We start from the raw sequence: 17684 nt of genomic DNA, 5'->3' as shown, positions 1-17684 counted from the left end.
TCCCCCTCGAGCAGTTCCATCGACGTGCACTGGAGGACGCGATGAGCACCCAGACCACCACAGCCCCCGCTGACGCCGCCCGGATCGTCGAAGACTACTTCGGCGCCCCCATCCGGATGCTCGACAGCTGGGTCGGCCCCTGTGCGCAGGAGCTCGCCCAGCTTCTCAGCGAGGGATCTCTGACGCGCCCCCGACTGGATGCCGTCGTCGAGCCGTACGCCGCACGCACCCTCGCGCTCGACGACGTGCCCGTGTACGGCGCCGGGTTCATCGCGGCGATCGACCTGCTCACGGATGCGCACAGCCACCTGGCATGGTGGCAGGGAGAAGACGGCCGCAAGCTCGTGCTCGCCTCGCAGACCGTGAACAAGGAGTACATCGACTACAGCGAGCTCGAGTGGTATCGCGTGCCGATGAGCACGGGCCAGCCGCACGTCGCCGGCCCCTACGTCGACTATCTGTGCAGCGACGAATACACCATCACGATCGCCGTTCCGACGGTCGCTGACGGGCGGCTACTCGGCGTCGCCGGGCTCGACCTCCTGGTCTCCGAGGTCGAGCGCGAGCTGACGCCTCGATTCGCGGCTCTCGGGCACCAGGTGACACTCACCAACGGCGTGGGGCGCGTGGTGGTGTCCACTGATCCGCGATGCGCGACGGGAGACTCTGTTCGCGGAAGCCGCCTCGCCGACCTGCCCCGTGTGTCCTGTGCCGGCGTCGCGCTCGACGTGATCGTGGAGAGCATCTGATCCCCTGATTCGCGTGGAGGTCTTGACTTCGACCAGTGCGCGAGGCACCCTGTCTGTAGATCAACTCAGCGCCCGGGAGACTCGCAGGCATCGCCGCAGCACCGGGCGCTGAGTCTGTCTCCGGCAGTGGTCAGCGGCTCTCAGTATGCGAGCAGTCGAGCCCTGGCATCGCGGGTTCGCATCAGCAGCGCGTGCTCGTCGGCCGCCGCGAGCGGGTCGCGGCCAGTGATCGCTCGCTGCCGCACGGCCGCCAGCGCGGCCGCATCGCGGATGAACTGCTGCATGACGTCGCGACGATCTCCGCGAAGACCGGATGCCCATTGCAGACCCGTCCGTCGGCCCCCGGGCGTGGCGAGCATCTCGACCTCCTGCGGAGTGAACCAGCCCGCTGCCGCGTAGTCGCCGAGCCGAACGCGCGTCAGACGCGCCTCCTCCCGCCGCAGAGCGAGGATCGCCACGATGAAGCCGATGAACAGCGGCACCTGCGTGCTGACGTAGAGCGCGAGGAAGTCACCCAGCAGGGACGACCCGTTCCAGTAGGCGTGCAGCGCGATGGCACCGAGCAGTCCGAGTGCGCCCGATCCCAGAGCCGTCGCGGTGGTCGCACCGCGACGCGCGGCCAGGCCGATCGCGAAACCCGTCAGCGCGGTGAACATCGCGTGAGCGAACGGCGACACCAGTCCCCGCAGCACGAAGGTGAGAGTGAGCTGCCCTGCACCGCCGTCGATCAGGCTCGTGCCGAAGTACTGGATGTTCTCGGTGAAGGCGAATCCCGCGCCGACGAGGGCGCCGTAGACCACCCCGTCGACGGGGCCGTCGAAGGCTCTGCGACCGATGACGAACACCAGCAGCACCCCGAGCCCCTTGGCGATCTCCTCGATGACGGGGGCCTGGATCACCGCGCTGAAGAACTCGGTGCGCAGCCCCACAGCCAGGGTGAGTGCGAGATCGACGAGCAGGGTGATGCCGACCGCCGCGACGGCTCCCCATGCGAGGGCGAAGATCATGAGGCTCTTGGGCTCGGGCTCCCACCGGTCGATGAGCCGAACGCCGGTGAGCACGATCGCAAGAGGCACGAGCGCGAGCACCAGGCCGACGATCGAGGCGCCCGCGCCGAGGAAGAGCGCGAAGTAGGCGATGAGCGCGAGCATCGCGAACCCCAGAGCGCCGAATGCCCACACCGAGGCGCTGCGGCCTCGCCGTGCGGGCATGGGAAGGGCGGGCATAGCCGGAGCCGGCGCGGGCGCAGCCGGTGTGGGCGGTGCGTACGCCGTCGGACCGGCGAGCAGAGTGGGGAACGGGCCGCTCGACAGCGAGCGAGTGCCGCCCGACTGCGGGCGCAGAGGCCGCGGGGGCTGTCCGTACACGGGATCCGACGGCTGCGCGGCCGGGGGCTGTCCTCCAAAGCTCATGCCCAAAGCCTATTGGCCGCCTCTGCCACGGGCGGCACCGCGCCCGGTACCGTAGAGACATGCGTTTCGCCCACCTGAGCGCTCGCGATTCCGACGCCCTGCAGCTCGCCGTCATCGACGGCGACGAGGCGATCCTCGTCAGCGACCTCCTCTCTCCCGCCCCCATGACCCTGCAGCAGCTCATCGAGGGCGGTGACGAACTGCTCGAGCGAGTCCGCGGCGCATTCGCCGAAGGCGACGCACCCCGGCATCCGTTGACCGACCTGCGCTTCGGTCCCGCCGTCATCGCCCCGCCGATCATCCTGGCCGTGGGCCTCAACTACGCCGCCCATTCCAGCGAGCTCGGACTGAAGACCGACACCGCGCCCACAGTGTTCACGCTGTGGCCGAACTCCCTCGGAGCCCACGAGGCGACCACCTCGTGGCCGCGGGCCCTCAGCGAGTCGGTCGATTACGAGGCCGAGCTCGGGGTGATCATCGGGCGAGCCGCGAAGGACGTCTCGACCGACGAAGCGCTGGACAGCGTCTGGGGCTACACCGTGGTCAACGACATCACCGCGCGTGACATCCAGTTCGCCGAGGCGCAGTGGTCACGCTGCAAGTCGTTCGACGGGTTCACCCCCACCGGCCCTGTCGTCGTCACCGCGGATGAGATCGCCGACCCGCAGGATCTGCACATCTGGGCCATCGTCGACGGACAGACGGTGCAGGACGCCAGCACCGATCAGATGGTGCGCAGCGTCGCCACGCTCATCTCCCACCTCTCGTCGTCGGCAACCCTGCAGCCCGGCACTCTGATCTCCACCGGCAGCCCGGGCGGGGCGGGGTACTCGCGTGACCCGCAGATCTTCCTCCGTGACGGATCCACCGTCACCGTCGGAGTCGACGGCATCGGCGAGCTGACCACGCACTGCCGCATGATCGACTGATCACCGGCGCATACACGAAGAGAGGTGGGTGCCGCGGGCGCCCACCTCTCTCCGTATGGTCCGGGGTCAGCTCTCGGGGAGGTCCTCCGCAGCGATCACGGGGATCGCCGCGGTCACGGTCTCGAGACCCGACAGCCGCGCCGGCGAGATCTGCTTCATGACCTCTTCGCGCGACATCAGCCCCGCCTCGACGACCAGATCGGCCACGTTCCGGTTGGTGAGCAGCGCCGTCTTGGCGAGCGCGGCGGAGGCCGCGTAGCCGATGAACGGAGTCAGCGCCGTGACGACGCCGACCGACGCGCCCACCATGGCACCGAGGCGCTCGCGGTTGGCGGTGATGCCGTCGACGCAGTTGACCCGAAGCGTCCACATCGCCTGACGCATCCAGGTGATCGACTGGAAGATCGAGTGCGCGATGACCGGCTCGAAAGCGTTCAGCTGCAGCTGACCGCCCTCCACGGCCATGGTGACCGTGACATCGGCGCCCGCGACGGCGAACGCGACCTGGTTGACCGCTTCCGGAATGACCGGATTGACCTTCCCGGGCATGATGCTGGAGCCGGCCTGCATGGCGGGCAGGTTGATCTCGCCGATGCCGGCCTGCGGACCAGACGAGAGAAGGCGAAGGTCGTTGCAGATCTTCGACAGCTTGATGGCGTTGCGCTTCAGCGACGATGAGAACGACATGAAGGCACCGGTGTCGCTGGTCGCCTCGACGAGGTCGGTGGCGGTGCTGAGGTCGAGGCCGCTGATCTCACGCAGGTGCTTGAGCACGGTCGGCGCGTAGTCGGGATGAGTCGTGATGCCCGTGCCGATCGCCGTGGCGCCCATGTTGATCTCGGTGAGGAGCGACGCGTTCTCGGTGAGTCGGCTGTGATCCTCGCCGAGGGTCGTCGCGAATCCGTTGAACTCCTGACCGAGCGTCATGGGCACAGCATCCTGAAGCTGTGTGCGGCCGACCTTGAGCACGTCGTGGAACTCGTTCGCCTTGCCCAGGAACGACTTGCGCAGCAGGTCGAGCTCGTCGAGGAGCGAGACGAGGTTCAGCGAGAGACCGATCTTCACCGCGGTCGGGTAGACGTCGTTGGTGGACTGACTGCGGTTCGTGTGGTCGATCGGCGACAGGAACGAGTAGTCGCCCTTCTCGCGTCCTGCCATCTCGAGCGCGATGTTGGTGATGACCTCGTTCGCGTTCATGTTCGTCGAGGTGCCCGCCCCGCCCTGGATCACGCCCACGATGAACTGGTCGTGGAACTCCCCGTCGATCACTCGCTGCGAGGCGGCATCGATCAGATCGGCCTTCTCGGGGTCGAGGACCCCGATCTCCTTGTTGGCGCGGGCGCTGGCCTGCTTGACCATCGCGAGGCCGCGCACGAGGTCGGGATACACCGAGATGGGGCGCTTGGTGATGGGGAAGTTCTGCTCGGCGCGCAGCGTGTGGACGCCGTAGTACGCATCCGCCGGGATCTCGAGGCTTCCGATCGAATCGGTTTCTGTGCGGGTAACAACAGGCTCAGACGAGGCCATGTCACATCCTTGTGGGGGTAGTGGCGATCAGTGATTCGGGGGATGTCTCCAGTCTATGACGCTTCAGCGACCGGGCTTGCGAGAGAACACCTCGAGTCGCTGTTCGGGGGTGAGGGATGCCATCCGCTCGGCCCACTCGCGTGTGAAGAAGTCTCCGGTGGGCGCCTCGACGACGGGCACGACGGTGTGCGTGATGGTGTCGCGGTAGACGTGCACGAGCTGGAACGCCTGCGCCGCGTCCATGCCGTTGACCTCCACCGCCGGCCGAGCCACGTTCATGGTGTAGCAGGTGGCCGATGCGACGCTGACAGGCACGCCTGCGAACGTCCCGTGTGAGGAGTAGTGCAGGTGACCGGCGAGGATCGCCCGCACGTCAGTGCCGTGGATGACGCGCGCGAGCTCGTCCTGGTGGCGCAGCTCGAGGATGTCGAAGAGCGGGATGTGGCTGGGCACCGGCGGGTGGTGCATCGCGAGGATCGTCCCGTGCGGCGCGGGCTCGCTCAGCACGTCGCGCAGCCAGTCGAGCTGGTCGACGTCGAGGTCGCCGTGATGCCAGCCCGGCACGCTCGTGTCGAGTGCGACCAGTCGCAGTCCGCGCAGATCCCAGACACCTGTGACCGGCTGCTCGGTGGGCGTCAGGTCGAGGAGATGCTGTCGCATGGCCGGGCGCTCGTCGTGGTTGCCCGCCACCCAGATCACGGGGCAACCCAGCTCCGCCGCGAAGGGCTCGACGGCGGCGCGAAGCCGACGATACGCATCCGGCTCACCGAGATCCGCGAGATCACCGGTCACCACGACGGCCGCGGGTTCGCAGTGCGTCGACCGGATGGCGTCGAGGGTGCGGTCCAGGTTGCGCTCGACGTCGTAGCGCTCCCCCAGCCGGCCGCCGTCTGCGAGCAGATGCGGATCACTGAGGTGCACGACCACGTGGGTCGCCGGGTCGTGGCTGCCGAAGGCGAACGGAGCTGACATGGCCCAAGCCTAGAGCCGGGCCCGCCGCAGCGCCCAGCGGTCGGGCGCGAGGGCCGCGTCAGTGCCCGAGGACGATGAGCAGGATGCCGCCGATCACCGCGAGGGCGCACAGGGCGAAGCACGCGATCGCGGCGACGAAGGCGAGCGTCTTCTGGCCCTCGCTCAGCGGGCTCTTCCTGGCGGCCTTCTCGGCCTGCTTGGCGGCGCGCCTGATCTCCTTCTCGGAGAGCACGGTGATGGCATCCGTGAACTCCACCGGGGTCACGACCGGCACGCGACCCGCGCGCACCAGCATCCGCAGACCCAGGGCATAGAAGAGCACGATCGATCCGGCACCGAGCAGTGCGGCGCCGAAGACGTTGAGGAAGGCGATCCAGTCGATCGAGATCATCGTGCGTCCTCCTGCTCGTCGACCGCGATGTCCCATTCGGCGAGCTTCGCGCGCTCCTTGCGGCTCGCGCTCAGCAGCTCCCATTCCTGGGCTGCGCGCTCGGCCTCGGCGAACTTCTCGGCGGCCTTCTGCGCCGCGCGCTTCGCGGCCTTCACCTCGGCCGGCGAGGCACCGACCTTCTTCAGCTTCTTCGCGCGGCGGGCGGCGCGCTCGGCTTCATCAGCCTTGCGCTCTGCGCGCTCGAGGGCGCGCATCAGCTCGATGCGGGTCGCGCGGCGCGTGGGCCCGGGCACCTCGGGCTGATCGACGGCGAGACCCGACTCGGCGACGTCGCTCATCGCGTTGGCGTGCGTGACCTCGTTGCGGCGCGAGTACAGGAAGAGTCCGACGATGATGACCAGGGCCAGCACGGCGTCGATCGCGACGCCCCAGGTGCCGAGCCAGATCACGAGCAGGGCGGCGAGAGCACCGACACCGCCGGCTGCGGGAAGCGTGAGCAGCCAGCCGATCGCGATGCGGCCGGCGGTGGCCCAGCGCACGGTGGCGCCGCGGCGGCCGAGCCCCGAGCCGATCACCGAGCCGGAGGCGACCTGGGTGGTCGACAGGGCGAAGCCGAGAGCGCTCGAGGCGAGGATGGTCGCTGCGGTCGAGCTCTCAGCCGCGAAGCCCTGTGCCGGCTTGACCTCGGTGAGCCCCTTGCCGAGGGTGCGGATGATGCGCCAGCCGCCCAGGTACGTGCCGAGCGCGATCGTGAAGGCACACGCGATGATGACCCACAGCTGCGGCTCGTGATGCACCCCCGACTGCCACCCGATCGTGATCAGGGCGAGGGTGATGACGCCCATCGTCTTCTGCGCGTCGTTCGTGCCGTGCGCGAGCGCGACGAGCGAGGAGGTGAAGATCTGTCCCCAGCGGAAGCCGGAGCGGCCGTCGGGCTTCCCGTCGTACCGGCGGGTGACGCCGTAGGCGACCTTGGTCGCTGCGAACGCGATGAGCCCGGCGGTGAGCGGTGCGATGACGGCCGGGAGGATGATCTTCGACAGCACCATGCCGAAGTCGATGCCCGTCGCGCCCACACCCACGAGGGTCGCGCCGATCAGGCCGCCGAACAGGGCGTGCGACGAGCTCGAGGGAAGGCCCAGCAGCCAGGTGAGCATGTTCCAGGTGATCGCGCCGATCAGGCCGGCGAAGATCAGCGGGAGGAACACCTCCGCGCCCATCTTGCTGATCGCGTCTTCCCGGACGATGCCGCCGGAGACGGTCTTCGCCACCTCCGTCGACAGGAAGGCGCCGATGAGGTTCAGGACTGCTGCCAGGAGCACCGCGGTCTTCGGCTTGAGCGCGCCGGTGGCGATGGGCGTCGCCATCGCGTTCGCGGTGTCATGGAATCCGTTGGTGAAGTCGAAGAAGAGTGCCAGCGCGATGACCAGCACGACGACGAGGGCTGCGGTTTCCACCGGTCTCTTTCGTTGGGACTGCCAGGGAGGGGCCGAGAGCTCGGCTGTGACGAACGAAGAGTTCACCGTGGGTTTGTCATCCGTTAAAGGACCCTCATGAATCCTCCCACCCTGCCCCGTCATGGTCAACTCGCCGGGTAGCGTGGCAGGGTGACCGACACCAGCATCCGGCCGCCCGAGGCCGCCCGCCGCATCACCACCCGCTCCCATCACGGCGACCGTTTCGACGACGCCTACGAGTGGCTCCGCGTCAAGGAGGACGGCGAGGTCATCGCGCACCTGGAGGCCGAGAACGCCTACACCGAAGCCCGAACGGCGCATCTTGAGACGCTGCGGGAGAAGCTGTTCCAGGAGGTCAGGTCCCGGGTGCAGGAGACCGACCTGTCGGTGCCCACCCGTCGCGGCGACTGGTGGTTCTACGGCCGCACCGAGGAGGGTGCGCAGTACGGCATCCACTGCCGCACAGCGGCCACCGGCGACGACTGGACTCCCCCCGTGCTCGAGCCCGGTTCTCCGGTCCCCGGCGAGGAGGTGCTTCTCGACGGCAACATCGAGGCAGAGGGACACGAGTTCTTCTCGCTCGGAGCCTTCGACGTGTCCGACGACGGCACCCGGCTGCTCTGGGCCGTCGACGTCGAGGGGTCGGAGCTCTACACCGTGCACGTTCGCGACCTCGTGACCGGCGACAAGCTCGACGACGTCATCCCCGACACCGGCCAGGCGTTCTTCACCCCGGACGGCACCGCCATCCTCTACACGACGCGCGACGAGGCGTGGCGGCCCGACACCCTGTGGCTGCACCGCATCGGCACGCCGGTCGATGCCGACATCAAGCTGTTCCACGAGCCCGACGAGCGGTTCTGGATGGGCGCCGGCATCACCCGCAGCCGTCGCTACCTCGTGATCGGACTCGGGTCGAAGGTCACCAGCGAGGAGCTGCTGATCGACCTCGCCGACCTCCGTGCCGATCCCGAGCACGCGGAGGCACGCGTCGTCTGGCCGCGGCGAGACGGTGTCGAGTACTCGGTCGACCACGCTGTCGTCGACGGGGAGGACCGCCTCTTCATCCTGCACAATGACGACGCCCTCGATTTCGAGCTCGTCTCGGTCGCGGCATCCGACCCGCAGGGCGATCGCCGTGTGCTCATGGCGCACCGGCCGGGCAGGCGCATCATCGACGTGGACTGCTTCCGCGACTTCGCGACGCTCGAGTACCGCAGCGAGGGTCTGGTGCGCGCGGGCGTCATGGACCTCGCCACGGGTGCGCTCGACGAGGTCGAGTTCGACGAGCCGCTGTTCGACGCGTACTTCAGCGGCAACCCGGAATGGCACTCCCCCTTCCTGCGGATGACCTACACCTCGTTCGTCACGCCGTCGCAGGTGCTCGATCTCGAGGTCGCCACAGGAGAGAAGCACCTGCGCAAGCAGATGGCGGTGCTCGGCGGGTACGACTCGGCGGACTACGGTCAGCAGCGGGTGTGGGCGACCGCGCCCGATGGCGCACAGGTTCCGATCTCGCTGGTCTGGAACCGATCGTTCGGCGACCCCGGCGACGAGCCGCGGGCCCTGCACCTGTACGGTTACGGCTCGTACGAGCACTCCATCGATCCTGGTTTCTCGACCATGCGGCTGTCGATGCTCGACCGTGGCGTCGTGTTCGCGGTCGCGCACGTCCGCGGTGGCGGCGAGATGGGCCGTGCCTGGTACGAGCAGGGCAAGGAGCTGTATAAGCGCAACACCTTCACCGACTTCATCGCGTGCGCGCAGCACCTCGTCGACGCCGGCGTGACGACGCCGCAGCGGATGGTGGCGGAGGGCGGCAGTGCGGGAGGCCTGCTGATGGGCGCCGTCGCCAACCTCGCGCCCGAGCTGTTCGCCGGCATCCTCGCCGGTGTGCCGTTCGTCGACGCGCTCACCTCGATCCTCGACCCCTCGCTGCCGCTGACGGTCGTCGAGTGGGACGAGTGGGGTGACCCGCTGCACGACCCCGAGGTGTACGCGTACATGAAGTCGTACACCCCGTACGAGAACATCCGCGAGGGCGCCGCCTACCCGAGGATCCTCGCCATGACTTCGCTCAACGACACCCGGGTGCTGTACGTCGAGCCGGCGAAGTGGGTCGCTGCCCTGCGCTACGCGGGCGCAGCGGACGTGATGATGAAGTGCGAGATGTCCGCAGGGCACGGTGGCGTCAGCGGACGCTACAACTCGTGGCGGGAGCGGGCGTTCGAGCTCGCCTGGCTGCTCGACGTGCTCGGCCTGGCCGACTGACCGGGCTCGCCGCGATCCGGTGAATCGGGCAGGTCCGGATGCCCTGGTGGCGGGCATCCGGATCTCAGCGGGTCTCCGCGCAGCGGTCGGGCGTCAGCCGAAGAGCGCGGCGGCCTCGTCGTAGCGCTCGCGCGGCACGGTCTTCAGCTCTCCGAGCGCATCGGCGAACGGCACCCGCACGATGTCGGTGCCGCGCATGGCGACCATCTGGCCCCAGCACTCCTCTACCAGCGCATCGGCGGCGTTGAGGCCGAGTCGCGTCGCGAGCACGCGGTCGAAGCCCGAGGGCGAGCCACCGCGCTGGATGTGGCCGAGCACGGTCGAGCGGGTCTCAATGCCGGTGCGGCGCTCGATCTCGGGAGCGAGGATCTCGCTGATGCCGCCGAGTCGCGGGCGGTTGAACGCGTCGAGACCCTTGTCACTGTACGCCTCGTCCATACCGGTCAGGGTGAAGCCCTCCGACACGACGACGAGCGGAGCGCGGCCCCGATCATGCGCGCTCGTGACGAGGTCGCAGATCTCGTCCATCGACATGGGCACCTCGGGGATGCAGATCACGTGAGCCCCGGAGGCCATGCCCGCGTGCAGGGCGATCCATCCCACGTGCCGGCCCATGACCTCGGCGACCATGCAGCGCTGGTGCGAGTCGCCCGTCGTCCGCAGGCGGTCCATGGCGTCGGTGGCGATGTTGACCGCGGTGTCGAAGCCGAACGAGTAGTCGGTCGCGTGCAGGTCGTTGTCGATCGTCTTGGGGACGCCGAGCACCTTGATGCCGTCCTTCGACAGGCGGTCGGCCGCAGCCAGGGTGCCCTCTCCTCCGATCGCGACGACGCCGTCGATGCCGTGTGCGGCAAGCGTCTTCGCGATCTTCTCGGCGCCGCCGCGCGGACCCTCGTAGGGGTTGGTGCGGCTCGTGCCGAGGATCGTTCCGCCGACCTTCGACAGGCCCTTCACCTCGTGCCTGGTGAGGGGGAAGAAGTCTCCGTCGACCACGCCGCGCCATCCGTCGCGGATCCCGACGAACTCGAGGTGATGGTTGGTCGTGCCCTTGAGCACGATGCCGCGGATGACCGCGTTGAGCCCGGGACAATCGCCGCCGCTGGTGAGGATGCCGATCTTCATGCTGGTGCCTTCGCGCTTCAAGGGAAAGGGGTAGAGGAGGCGACGCTGCCCGTTGTCGACCCTAGTGGTGATCGCGCCGAGAAGCCATTCGAAGGCCGCGAAAATGACCGATCTTGCCGCACCACGGGCGCCGATCACCGGTTCTTGGTCGATACGCGCCCGTTCAACAGAAAATGGGCGCTAAGAACCGAGGTTCTTAACGCCCATTCTCGGGAGTGTGTCACTCGCCGCCGAGAGCCTCTCGCAGCAGGTGCATGAGAGCGGCCAGCTGCACCGACTCGCCGGGCTCGTCTGCGACGGCCTCGCCGTCGAGAGCGCGGGCGGCGAGGCCCTGCTTCTGGTCGATGAGCTCGGCGATCTTGGTGTCGAGGGTGTGCGCCGCGATGATCCGCCATGCGGTCACCGGCTCGTCCTGACCGATGCGGTGCACGCGATCGATCGCCTGGGTCTGCTCGGCTGCGGTCCAGCTCAGCTCGGCGAGGACGACGTTCGACGCGACCTGAAGGTTCACGCCGACGCCGGCCGCCGTGAGCGAGCAGACCGCGACGCCGACCTCCGGGTCGGTGTTGAACGCGTCGATCGCCTGCTGACGGACGGGCGTGGTCTGGTCACCGCGGATCGATACCGACTTGATCCCGGCGGCGGCGAAGTGCGCCTCGGCCTGATCCATCACGTCGACGTGCTTGGCGAAGAACACGACCTTCTCGACCGACCGCTGCAGCTGGGCCGCATAGTCGGCAGCCAGCAGAGCCTTGGCCTGGCCGATCTTGCGGACCATCGTGAAGACGTTGTCTCCACCGGCCCCGGCGGCCTTGGACTCCTCGAGCTCGTTGTGGGCCACGAGACGCACGATGTCGTCGTCGATCTCCCCCGCTCCCACGGAAGGCCCATGGGTCGCCGTGCGCGCCTCGACGATACGACGGTACTTGGCCGCCATCCGCTCCCCCAGCTCGCGCTCGGCTGCCCGGATGCCGCGGCCGAACTCGTCGTCCAGCTGCACGGGCAGGTCGGCGATCAGCTTGTCCGGCAGGTCTGCGGCGACGTCCTTCTTCTTGCGCCGAACGATGCCCATCGAGATGACCGCGTCGCGCGCCTCGGCGTAGAACGACTTGTCGGCAGGGGTCAGGCCGGTCGCATCCAGCTTCTCCATCAGCGCCGGAGCGGGCTTCTCGCCGTTGGTCCAGCCGAGGAAGCGCCAGATCGCATCGAAGTCCTCGACGTCGTTGATCAGCGGAGTTCCGGTCAGCGCGAGCATGAGCGGGTTGCGCTCTCGATCGCGGATCCGGCCGGCGAGTGCCAGCACGTTCTGCGAACGCTGCGACGACAGGTTCTTGATGAAGTGCGCCTCGTCGACCACCATGCCCTTCAGGCCGATCGAGCCCAGCCACGACAGATGCCGGTCGAGGATCTCGTAGTTGACGATGAAGACATCGGCGAACGCGTCGATGTCGGCTCCGTCGCCCTGGATCACCGCTGCGCGACGCTGCGGAGTCCAGCGCTCGACCTCGCGCGCCCAGTTCATCTTCACGACGTTGGGCACGACGACGAGCAGCGGGTACGCGTTCGCGACCGACGCCGCGAGCACCGACTGGGCGGTCTTGCCGAGGCCCGGCTCGTCAGCGAGCAGGAAGCTGCGGTGGCCACCGCGAACCGCCTCGACGAAGCGCGACTGGTGAACCATGACCTCGCGGCCCTTAGGCGAGATGTGGTCGTACTCGGGGGTCGGTGGCAGCTCCATGCTGGCCGCTCCCCCGCCTGCTCCTGTCTCGAACGCCTTGTAGAGCGGCCCCATCAGCTCCCAGCCGTCGAGACGACGCCGAGGCACGGCGGTCGCGCGAGGGGTGAGATCCGGTGCGAGGAAGGGGGATGCCAGCAGGCGAGACTCGACCGAGGGCGGAGTGACCTGCTTCTCTGCGAGTGCCGCCGGCACGACCGGCGTCTGGATGATCGGGGCGATGTCGGTGATCACGAGCTCTTCGGGCGCCAGTTCCGCCCCCGACTCGAGCAGCCAGTCACGGCGCATGCGCTTGGCGACCGGGGACGTCGCCTGATCCGCCTCGAGCAGCTGGATGAGCGAGGTGTCCCGCGCGGCGGTCTTGGCGAGGATGGTGGCCACGCCGTCCAGCCGCTTGAGCAGTTCTGCGCGGGCGGCATCCGTGAGCTCGCTGTCGGCCTTCACCCGTGCGCGCTCCTCGCGCACCAGGAACGCGATCACCTGGAACTTGACCCGGTTGGTCGGGCCCAGCTTCGCGCGCTGCGCCTTGGCCTCGATCTCGCGCACCTTGCGGGCGAGGATCGGGATCAGTGGCGCCTCTTCATCTCGACGGGACGTCTTCTTTCGCCGCGGGGCGGCGGTCGCCGTGCTCGGCATGCTCCTCCTGAGCGTGAGTGCCGAAGTGCCGAAGCGGCCTTCGGTTCGTTGCTGTCATCCGCGTGTGGCGCCAGCCAGGACCGTGCGGATATGCGTGCTCGGCTGCACGCACATGGCGGCTGTCGACGAGCACTGATTCGAGTTTAGGCCATCCGGCCCGGTAAAACCCCGACGAGTCGCCGAGGGCAGCGCGATCAGCCGAGCGCGAGGCGATCGCGAGCGACCGCGACGTCGTCGGCGATCTGCGCGATGAGCGACTCCATCCCCTCGAACGCCACCATCCCGCGCAGGTGATGGGTGAACTCGACCGTCACCCGGTGGCCGTAGAGGTCGAGCCCGGTCGCATCGAGCACGTGCGCCTCGACCTGTCGCCGGTCGACGTCGTCGAAGGTGGGGTTCGTTCCCACCGAGATCGCCGCGGGGTGCCGGATGCCGGTGTCGTGGTCGACAAGCCAGCCGGCGTACACGCCGTCCGCGGGCGCGAGGGCGTCGATCACCTCCGACAGGTTGGCGGTCGGGAATCCGAGCTCGCGGCCGCGCTTGAGCCCGTGCACCACTTCGCCGGTGACGCTCACCGGGCGCCCGAGGACGGCGGCAGCCTGCGCGACGTCTCCTGCGGCGAGCAGTTCGCGCACCCAGGTCGACGACACACGTCTTCCTCCCCCTTCGGGGGTGACGTCATCCACCACATCGACCGTGAAGTCGTGCTGCGGACCGAGCTTCTGAAGCAGCTCCGGGTCGCCGGCGCCTCCGCGCCCGAATCGGAAGTCGCGGCCGACGAGGATCGTGGTCGCGTGCAGCGCGTCGACGAGGATGTCTCGAACGAAGTCCTCGGCGGGCAGGGAAGCGAGAGCCCGGTCGAACGTCAGCACCAGCGTGGCATCGAGGTCGAGCTCGCCGAGCAGTTCGATCTTGCGCTCGGTCGCCACGACGTTCTCGGGGCACAGCTCAGGGCGAAGGACCTCGAGCGGGTTCCGGTCGAAGGTGACCGCAACGGTGCGCGCGCCGACAGCGCGGGCGTCTTCGCGCATGCGATCGATCACGGCGCGGTGCCCGACATGCACTCCGTCGAACTTGCCGATCGCGACGACCGAGCGCCCGAAGTCGGCAGGCACCTCGGACGGGTCGCGGAAGACGATCATGCCCTCTCCCCCTCGGGGCGGTGCGTACGCAGCCACCACAGTCCGAAGACGGGCAGCACGAGCGGCACGAAGAGATACCCCATCCCGAAGTAGGACCACACGCTGTCGTGGCCGAACAGTGCCGGGGCGAGCAGGCTGAGCGCCCCGACGACGACGACACCCGTGAGCTCGAAGACGATCGCCACCCACGCGACTGTGTACCAGCCGCGCCGGTGTGCGAGCACGAGGGCGAGCGTCGCGAGGATGTACACGACCGCCGCCAGCGCCGACAGGCTGTACGCGAAAGGTGCCTCGTCGAAGCGCCGGACGATCTGGACGAAGCTGCGGCCTGTGGCAGCGAGCGCCATCACGGCGTAGACGATGACGAGGACTCTGCCGATGCCCGTCATCCGGGTGCGCGAAACGGTGTGGGACATTGCATCGTCCATCTTACGCTCGTGGGCACCCTCGACCGGCGGCGTCACGCGACCTGCAGCGTCCAGATGGCCTGCATCCGCCACAGCATGATGGCCAGAGACAGCCCGATCACGCCCAGGATGACGGTGCTCCACCGCGTTCGATCCAGCAGCGCCCAGGCCGTACCGCCGATGGGCAGCAGCGCCGCCGAGATCAGATACACCCAGAACTCGAGAAGATCTCCGGTGGGCGGGTTGCCGGCGAGCGGCGCGACGATCGCGACGATCACCTGGGCGATGAGCAGCAGCTCGACCAGCAGCAGACTGCCGACGGTCCAGTCGCTCGGCCGTCGGCCTGCGAGACCGGCCGCCACGCAGAAGACGCCGGCGGCGCACGCCACGGCGATCTGCGTGAGGGTGAACCAGAGGATCATCCGTGCACCTCCGGCATGTTCATGGCGCTCTTGATGTCTCGGCCTCGTGCCTCTACGACGCCGACCAGCCTGCCGTCGGGATCGATCGCCGCGACCTCCGATGCCTGCAGACGGCTCGCCTGCCCGCTCAGCCGCTTGCCGTGGCGAAGGTCGCGGGCCTCGTCCGCGGTGACATCGAGCACGGGCATGGTCCGGGCGGCTGCGGCGGCCGGCGTCAGCGTCGTCGCTCCGTCGAGCTGATCGAGACTCACGGCACCCGCGATGTCGAACCCGCCTACACGGGTTCGCCGCAGCGCGGTGAGGTGTCCGCCCACGCCGAGCGCCGCACCGAGGTCGCGGGCGAGGGCCCGGATGTAGGTTCCCGAAGAGCAGTCGACCACGACGTCGAGGTCGATGACGGCCTCGTCGCGTCGCGTCTCGAGCACGTCGAAGCGTGAGACGGTCACCTGCCTGGCGGCGAGCTCGACCGCTTCACCCGCACGCACCCGGTCGTATGCGCGTCGGCCGTCGACCTTGATGGCTGACACGGAGCTGGGCACCTGCGAGATCGCGCCTGTGAGCGCGGCGATACCCGCACCGATGCGTGCATCAGAAGCCGTCTCGAGGGCCGCGGGCTTCGCCGACTCGACCACGTCACCCTCGGCATCATCGGTCGTGGTGCTGACGCCAAGGCGGATCGTCGCGGTGTAGGTCTTGTCGGCGCCCACGATGTACGTCAGCAACCGGGTCGCGCCTTCGATGCCGATCACCAGGAGGCCGGTCGCCATCGGATCGAGAGTGCCCGCATGCCCGACTCTGCGGGTGCCGAAGGCGCGTCTGGTGCGGGCGACGACGTCGTGGCTGGTCAGCCCGCCGGGTTTGTCGACGAGCAGGATGCCGGGTGAGACCATCCCTCCAGCGTAGAGCGTGTCACCCGCAGACCTCGTACGGCGGTTCGTCCAGAGCGGTGAGCGTGATGGCCCTCACTGCGTCGCCGCCCTGGCCGAAGGTGAAGAACAGCGAGCCATCGCCTGCACCGTCCACCCGCAGCATCTTCGCTTCGTCGATGGTCGACGTCTGCTCCTCGGCATCCGGGTAGGCAGCCAGCACCTCAGCACGAGTCGATCCGAAGCCGAGGCCCTCTGGCGTGCGAGGCCCGTCCGCCGGCTCCAGCGGCACGAGGGCCGCGACGTCGATGGTGTCGATCTCGCCGTCCTGCTCCGAGCTGTCGTGCACGAAGTACGCCGTCTGAGAGTGGTCGGGCGCGTTCCAGAAGGCGGCCCAGGAGCACGTCTCGTCCACCGTCCAGGTCGGCACCGCCTTTCGCGCCTGCGAGAACTGATCTCCGAGCTGCACCGGTCCGATCGAGCTCTGGGTGACGATCCAGGTCGCGGGATCGTTCAGGTCGAGCGTGGGCTCATCCGAAGGCGAGGCAGACGGCGACGGCGACGCGCTCGATGTCACCGGTGGGGAGGTCGGGGTTGCGGACCCCGCCGGAGCGGGCGTGGCCGCGCAGCCGCCGAGCGCGACCGTCATCACCACCGCTCCCAGAAGCATGATGTTGCGCGTCGTCGTACTGGTCATGTGCTCACCCTCCGTAGCGGCCGAATAGGCTGGCGTGGTGCCGACACCCCTGCCGATATCCCCCGCAGCAGCGTGGCGTCCAGCCCTGGTGGAATGGTATTCAGAGGCGGCCCGCGACCTGCCGTGGCGTCGGAGAGCGTTCTCCGATCGTTATGGCGCCTGGGGAACCCTCGTCAGCGAGTTCATGCTGCAGCAGACGCCGGTGAACAGGGTCATCCCCCACCTCGAGGCCTGGTTGCACCGCTGGCCCACACCGGCAGCCATGGCTTCTGCGACGCCGGCCGAAGTGGTGCATCAGTGGGCGAATCTCGGCTACCCGAGGCGTGCGCTGTGGCTGCATCGCGCGGCGGTCGAGATCGTCGAACGGCATGACGGGATCGTCCCTCGGGACGTACCCGCGCTTCTGGCGCTCTCGGGCATCGGCGAGTACACCGCACGCGCCATCGCCGTCTTCCACTACGGCGACAGGCATCCTGTCGTCGACACCAACACCCGTCGCGTGATCGCCCGCGTCGTCGACGGCCGCTCGCAGCCGGGTCCGCCCGCCAAGCACGACCTGACGCGCATGAGCGAGCTTCTGCCGGAGTCCGAAGCGGAGTCAGCGGTGTTCAACGCAGCGACGATGGAGCTCGGCGCGGTCATCTGCACGGCGCGGAGCCCGCGATGCGACGCCTGCCCGGTGGCATACGCCTGCGCATGGCTCGCGGCAGGCCGACCCGACACGGGCGACACACGGCGGCGGCAGGCGCGGTTCGAGGGCTCTGATCGACAGGCGCGGGGAGCTGTGCTGCGCAGCCTGCGCGAGGCGTCCGGTCACGCACTGCCGGCCTCCGAGGTCGTCGCCGACTGGCCGGATACTGCGCAGCGAGACCGCGCGATCGATTCGCTCGTGGTCGACGGCCTCATCGAGGCGGCCGACGGCATGCTCCTGCTCCCCCGCTGAGCACGG

16 protein-coding genes are annotated in these 17684 nt (G+C 68.6%); 4 read left to right on the top strand and 12 right to left on the bottom strand.

The features are described 5' to 3' along the window. Nucleotides 1-41: 41 nt before the first annotated feature. Nucleotides 42-749 (top strand): cache domain-containing protein, encoded by a 708-nt coding sequence (locus AB0N59_RS10070; protein WP_363482356.1) that lies wholly within the window; start codon nt 42-44, stop codon nt 747-749. Between the two features lie 140 nt (nt 750-889). On the opposite strand, the gene AB0N59_RS10065 is transcribed toward AB0N59_RS10070, so the two are convergent. Beyond that, nucleotides 890-2161 (bottom strand): PrsW family intramembrane metalloprotease, encoded by a 1272-nt coding sequence (locus AB0N59_RS10065; protein ID WP_363482353.1) that lies wholly within the window; start codon nt 2159-2161, stop codon nt 890-892. Between the two features lie 59 nt (nt 2162-2220). On the opposite strand from AB0N59_RS10065, the gene AB0N59_RS10060 reads away from it, so the two are divergent. Further along, the gene (locus AB0N59_RS10060; RefSeq protein ID WP_363482350.1) at nt 2221-3090 is read left to right on the top strand and encodes a fumarylacetoacetate hydrolase family protein; all 870 of its coding nucleotides are present in this window, start codon (nt 2221-2223) and stop codon (nt 3088-3090) included. Nucleotides 3091-3156: 66 nt separating this feature from the next. Here AB0N59_RS10060 and AB0N59_RS10055 read toward each other — a convergent pair whose 3' ends face one another. The 4 genes from AB0N59_RS10055 to AB0N59_RS10040 form a co-directional block, all read right to left on the bottom strand. Next, nucleotides 3157-4617, bottom strand: a complete 1461-nt coding sequence (locus AB0N59_RS10055) for an aspartate ammonia-lyase (protein ID WP_363482347.1) — start codon at nt 4615-4617, stop codon at nt 3157-3159. 63 nt (nt 4618-4680) lie between these two features. After that, nucleotides 4681-5589, bottom strand: a complete 909-nt coding sequence (locus AB0N59_RS10050; protein WP_363482344.1) for a phosphodiesterase — start codon at nt 5587-5589, stop codon at nt 4681-4683. Between the two features lie 58 nt (nt 5590-5647). Further along, nucleotides 5648-5980 (bottom strand): peptidase, encoded by a 333-nt coding sequence (locus AB0N59_RS10045; protein ID WP_363482341.1) that lies wholly within the window; start codon nt 5978-5980, stop codon nt 5648-5650. Then, the gene (locus tag AB0N59_RS10040) at nt 5977-7437 is read right to left on the bottom strand and encodes an inorganic phosphate transporter (RefSeq protein WP_363482338.1); all 1461 of its coding nucleotides are present in this window, start codon (nt 7435-7437) and stop codon (nt 5977-5979) included. Before AB0N59_RS10040 ends, AB0N59_RS10045 begins: the two co-directional genes overlap by 4 nt. A gap of 150 nt (nt 7438-7587) precedes the next feature. Here AB0N59_RS10040 and AB0N59_RS10035 point away from each other — a divergent pair, with 150 nt between their 5' ends. Next, a complete protein-coding gene (locus tag AB0N59_RS10035) occupies nt 7588-9708 on the top strand; it encodes a S9 family peptidase (RefSeq protein ID WP_363482335.1) in 2121 nt (706 codons plus the stop codon). Nucleotides 9709-9801: 93 nt separating this feature from the next. Here AB0N59_RS10035 and AB0N59_RS10030 read toward each other — a convergent pair whose 3' ends face one another. From AB0N59_RS10030 to AB0N59_RS10000, 7 genes are all read right to left on the bottom strand, one after another. Then, a complete protein-coding gene (locus tag AB0N59_RS10030; RefSeq protein ID WP_363482332.1) occupies nt 9802-10830 on the bottom strand; it encodes a 6-phosphofructokinase in 1029 nt (342 codons plus the stop codon). A 220-nt stretch (nt 10831-11050) separates the two neighbouring features. Then, nucleotides 11051-13201: a DEAD/DEAH box helicase gene (locus AB0N59_RS10025; protein WP_363482329.1), complete on the bottom strand. Its 2151-nt coding sequence runs from the start codon at nt 13199-13201 to the stop codon at nt 11051-11053. 194 nt (nt 13202-13395) lie between these two features. Further along, on the bottom strand, nt 13396-14343 hold the full coding sequence (locus AB0N59_RS10020) for a bifunctional riboflavin kinase/FAD synthetase (protein WP_363482326.1): 948 nt from the start codon (nt 14341-14343) through the stop codon (nt 13396-13398). Further along, on the bottom strand, nt 14340-14732 hold the full coding sequence (locus AB0N59_RS10015; protein WP_363484190.1) for a hypothetical protein: 393 nt from the start codon (nt 14730-14732) through the stop codon (nt 14340-14342). Before AB0N59_RS10015 ends, AB0N59_RS10020 begins: the two co-directional genes overlap by 4 nt. 71 nt (nt 14733-14803) lie before the next feature. Continuing rightward, on the bottom strand, nt 14804-15172 hold the full coding sequence (locus tag AB0N59_RS10010; RefSeq protein ID WP_363482323.1) for a hypothetical protein: 369 nt from the start codon (nt 15170-15172) through the stop codon (nt 14804-14806). After that, nucleotides 15169-16062, bottom strand: coding sequence for a tRNA pseudouridine(55) synthase TruB (gene truB / locus AB0N59_RS10005; RefSeq protein ID WP_363482320.1), 894 nt, complete (start codon nt 16060-16062; stop codon nt 15169-15171). Before truB ends, AB0N59_RS10010 begins: the two co-directional genes overlap by 4 nt. Nucleotides 16063-16081: 19 nt before the next feature. After that, nucleotides 16082-16735, bottom strand: coding sequence for a hypothetical protein (locus AB0N59_RS10000; RefSeq protein WP_363482317.1), 654 nt, complete (start codon nt 16733-16735; stop codon nt 16082-16084). Nucleotides 16736-16820: 85 nt separating this feature from the next. On the opposite strand from AB0N59_RS10000, the gene AB0N59_RS09995 reads away from it, so the two are divergent. Beyond that, nucleotides 16821-17678 carry an A/G-specific adenine glycosylase gene (locus tag AB0N59_RS09995; protein ID WP_363484187.1) on the top strand — a complete coding sequence of 286 codons (858 nt, stop codon included), beginning with the start codon at nt 16821-16823 and terminating at the stop codon, nt 17676-17678. The last annotated feature ends 6 nt before the right edge of the window (nt 17679-17684 follow it).

Source organism: Microbacterium sp. NPDC089321 (assembly GCF_040684935.1).
Classification (GTDB): domain Bacteria; phylum Actinomycetota; class Actinomycetes; order Actinomycetales; family Microbacteriaceae; genus Microbacterium.
Note: the sequence above shows the minus strand (reverse complement) of the source record. Positions and strands in the feature narration are given on the sequence as shown.

Bases quoted from the DNA above. Each gene is read 5' to 3' on its own strand.
- AB0N59_RS10070 (WP_363482356.1), top strand. From the start codon at position 42: ATGAGCACCCAGACCACCACAGCCCCCGCTGACGCCGCCCGGATCGTC.
- AB0N59_RS10065 (WP_363482353.1), bottom strand. From the start codon at position 2,161: ATGAGCTTTGGAGGACAGCCCCCGGCCGCGCAGCCGTCGGATCCCGTG.
- AB0N59_RS10060 (WP_363482350.1), top strand. From the start codon at position 2,221: ATGCGTTTCGCCCACCTGAGCGCTCGCGATTCCGACGCCCTGCAGCTC.
- AB0N59_RS10055 (WP_363482347.1), bottom strand. From the start codon at position 4,617: ATGGCCTCGTCTGAGCCTGTTGTTACCCGCACAGAAACCGATTCGATC.
- AB0N59_RS10050 (WP_363482344.1), bottom strand. From the start codon at position 5,589: ATGTCAGCTCCGTTCGCCTTCGGCAGCCACGACCCGGCGACCCACGTG.
- AB0N59_RS10045 (WP_363482341.1), bottom strand. From the start codon at position 5,980: ATGATCTCGATCGACTGGATCGCCTTCCTCAACGTCTTCGGCGCCGCA.
- AB0N59_RS10030 (WP_363482332.1), bottom strand. From the start codon at position 10,830: ATGAAGATCGGCATCCTCACCAGCGGCGGCGATTGTCCCGGGCTCAAC.
- AB0N59_RS10025 (WP_363482329.1), bottom strand. From the start codon at position 13,201: ATGCCGAGCACGGCGACCGCCGCCCCGCGGCGAAAGAAGACGTCCCGT.
- AB0N59_RS10020 (WP_363482326.1), bottom strand. From the start codon at position 14,343: ATGATCGTCTTCCGCGACCCGTCCGAGGTGCCTGCCGACTTCGGGCGC.
- AB0N59_RS10015 (WP_363484190.1), bottom strand. From the start codon at position 14,732: ATGACGGGCATCGGCAGAGTCCTCGTCATCGTCTACGCCGTGATGGCG.
- AB0N59_RS10010 (WP_363482323.1), bottom strand. From the start codon at position 15,172: ATGATCCTCTGGTTCACCCTCACGCAGATCGCCGTGGCGTGCGCCGCC.
- truB (WP_363482320.1), bottom strand. From the start codon at position 16,062: ATGGTCTCACCCGGCATCCTGCTCGTCGACAAACCCGGCGGGCTGACC.
- AB0N59_RS10000 (WP_363482317.1), bottom strand. From the start codon at position 16,735: ATGACCAGTACGACGACGCGCAACATCATGCTTCTGGGAGCGGTGGTG.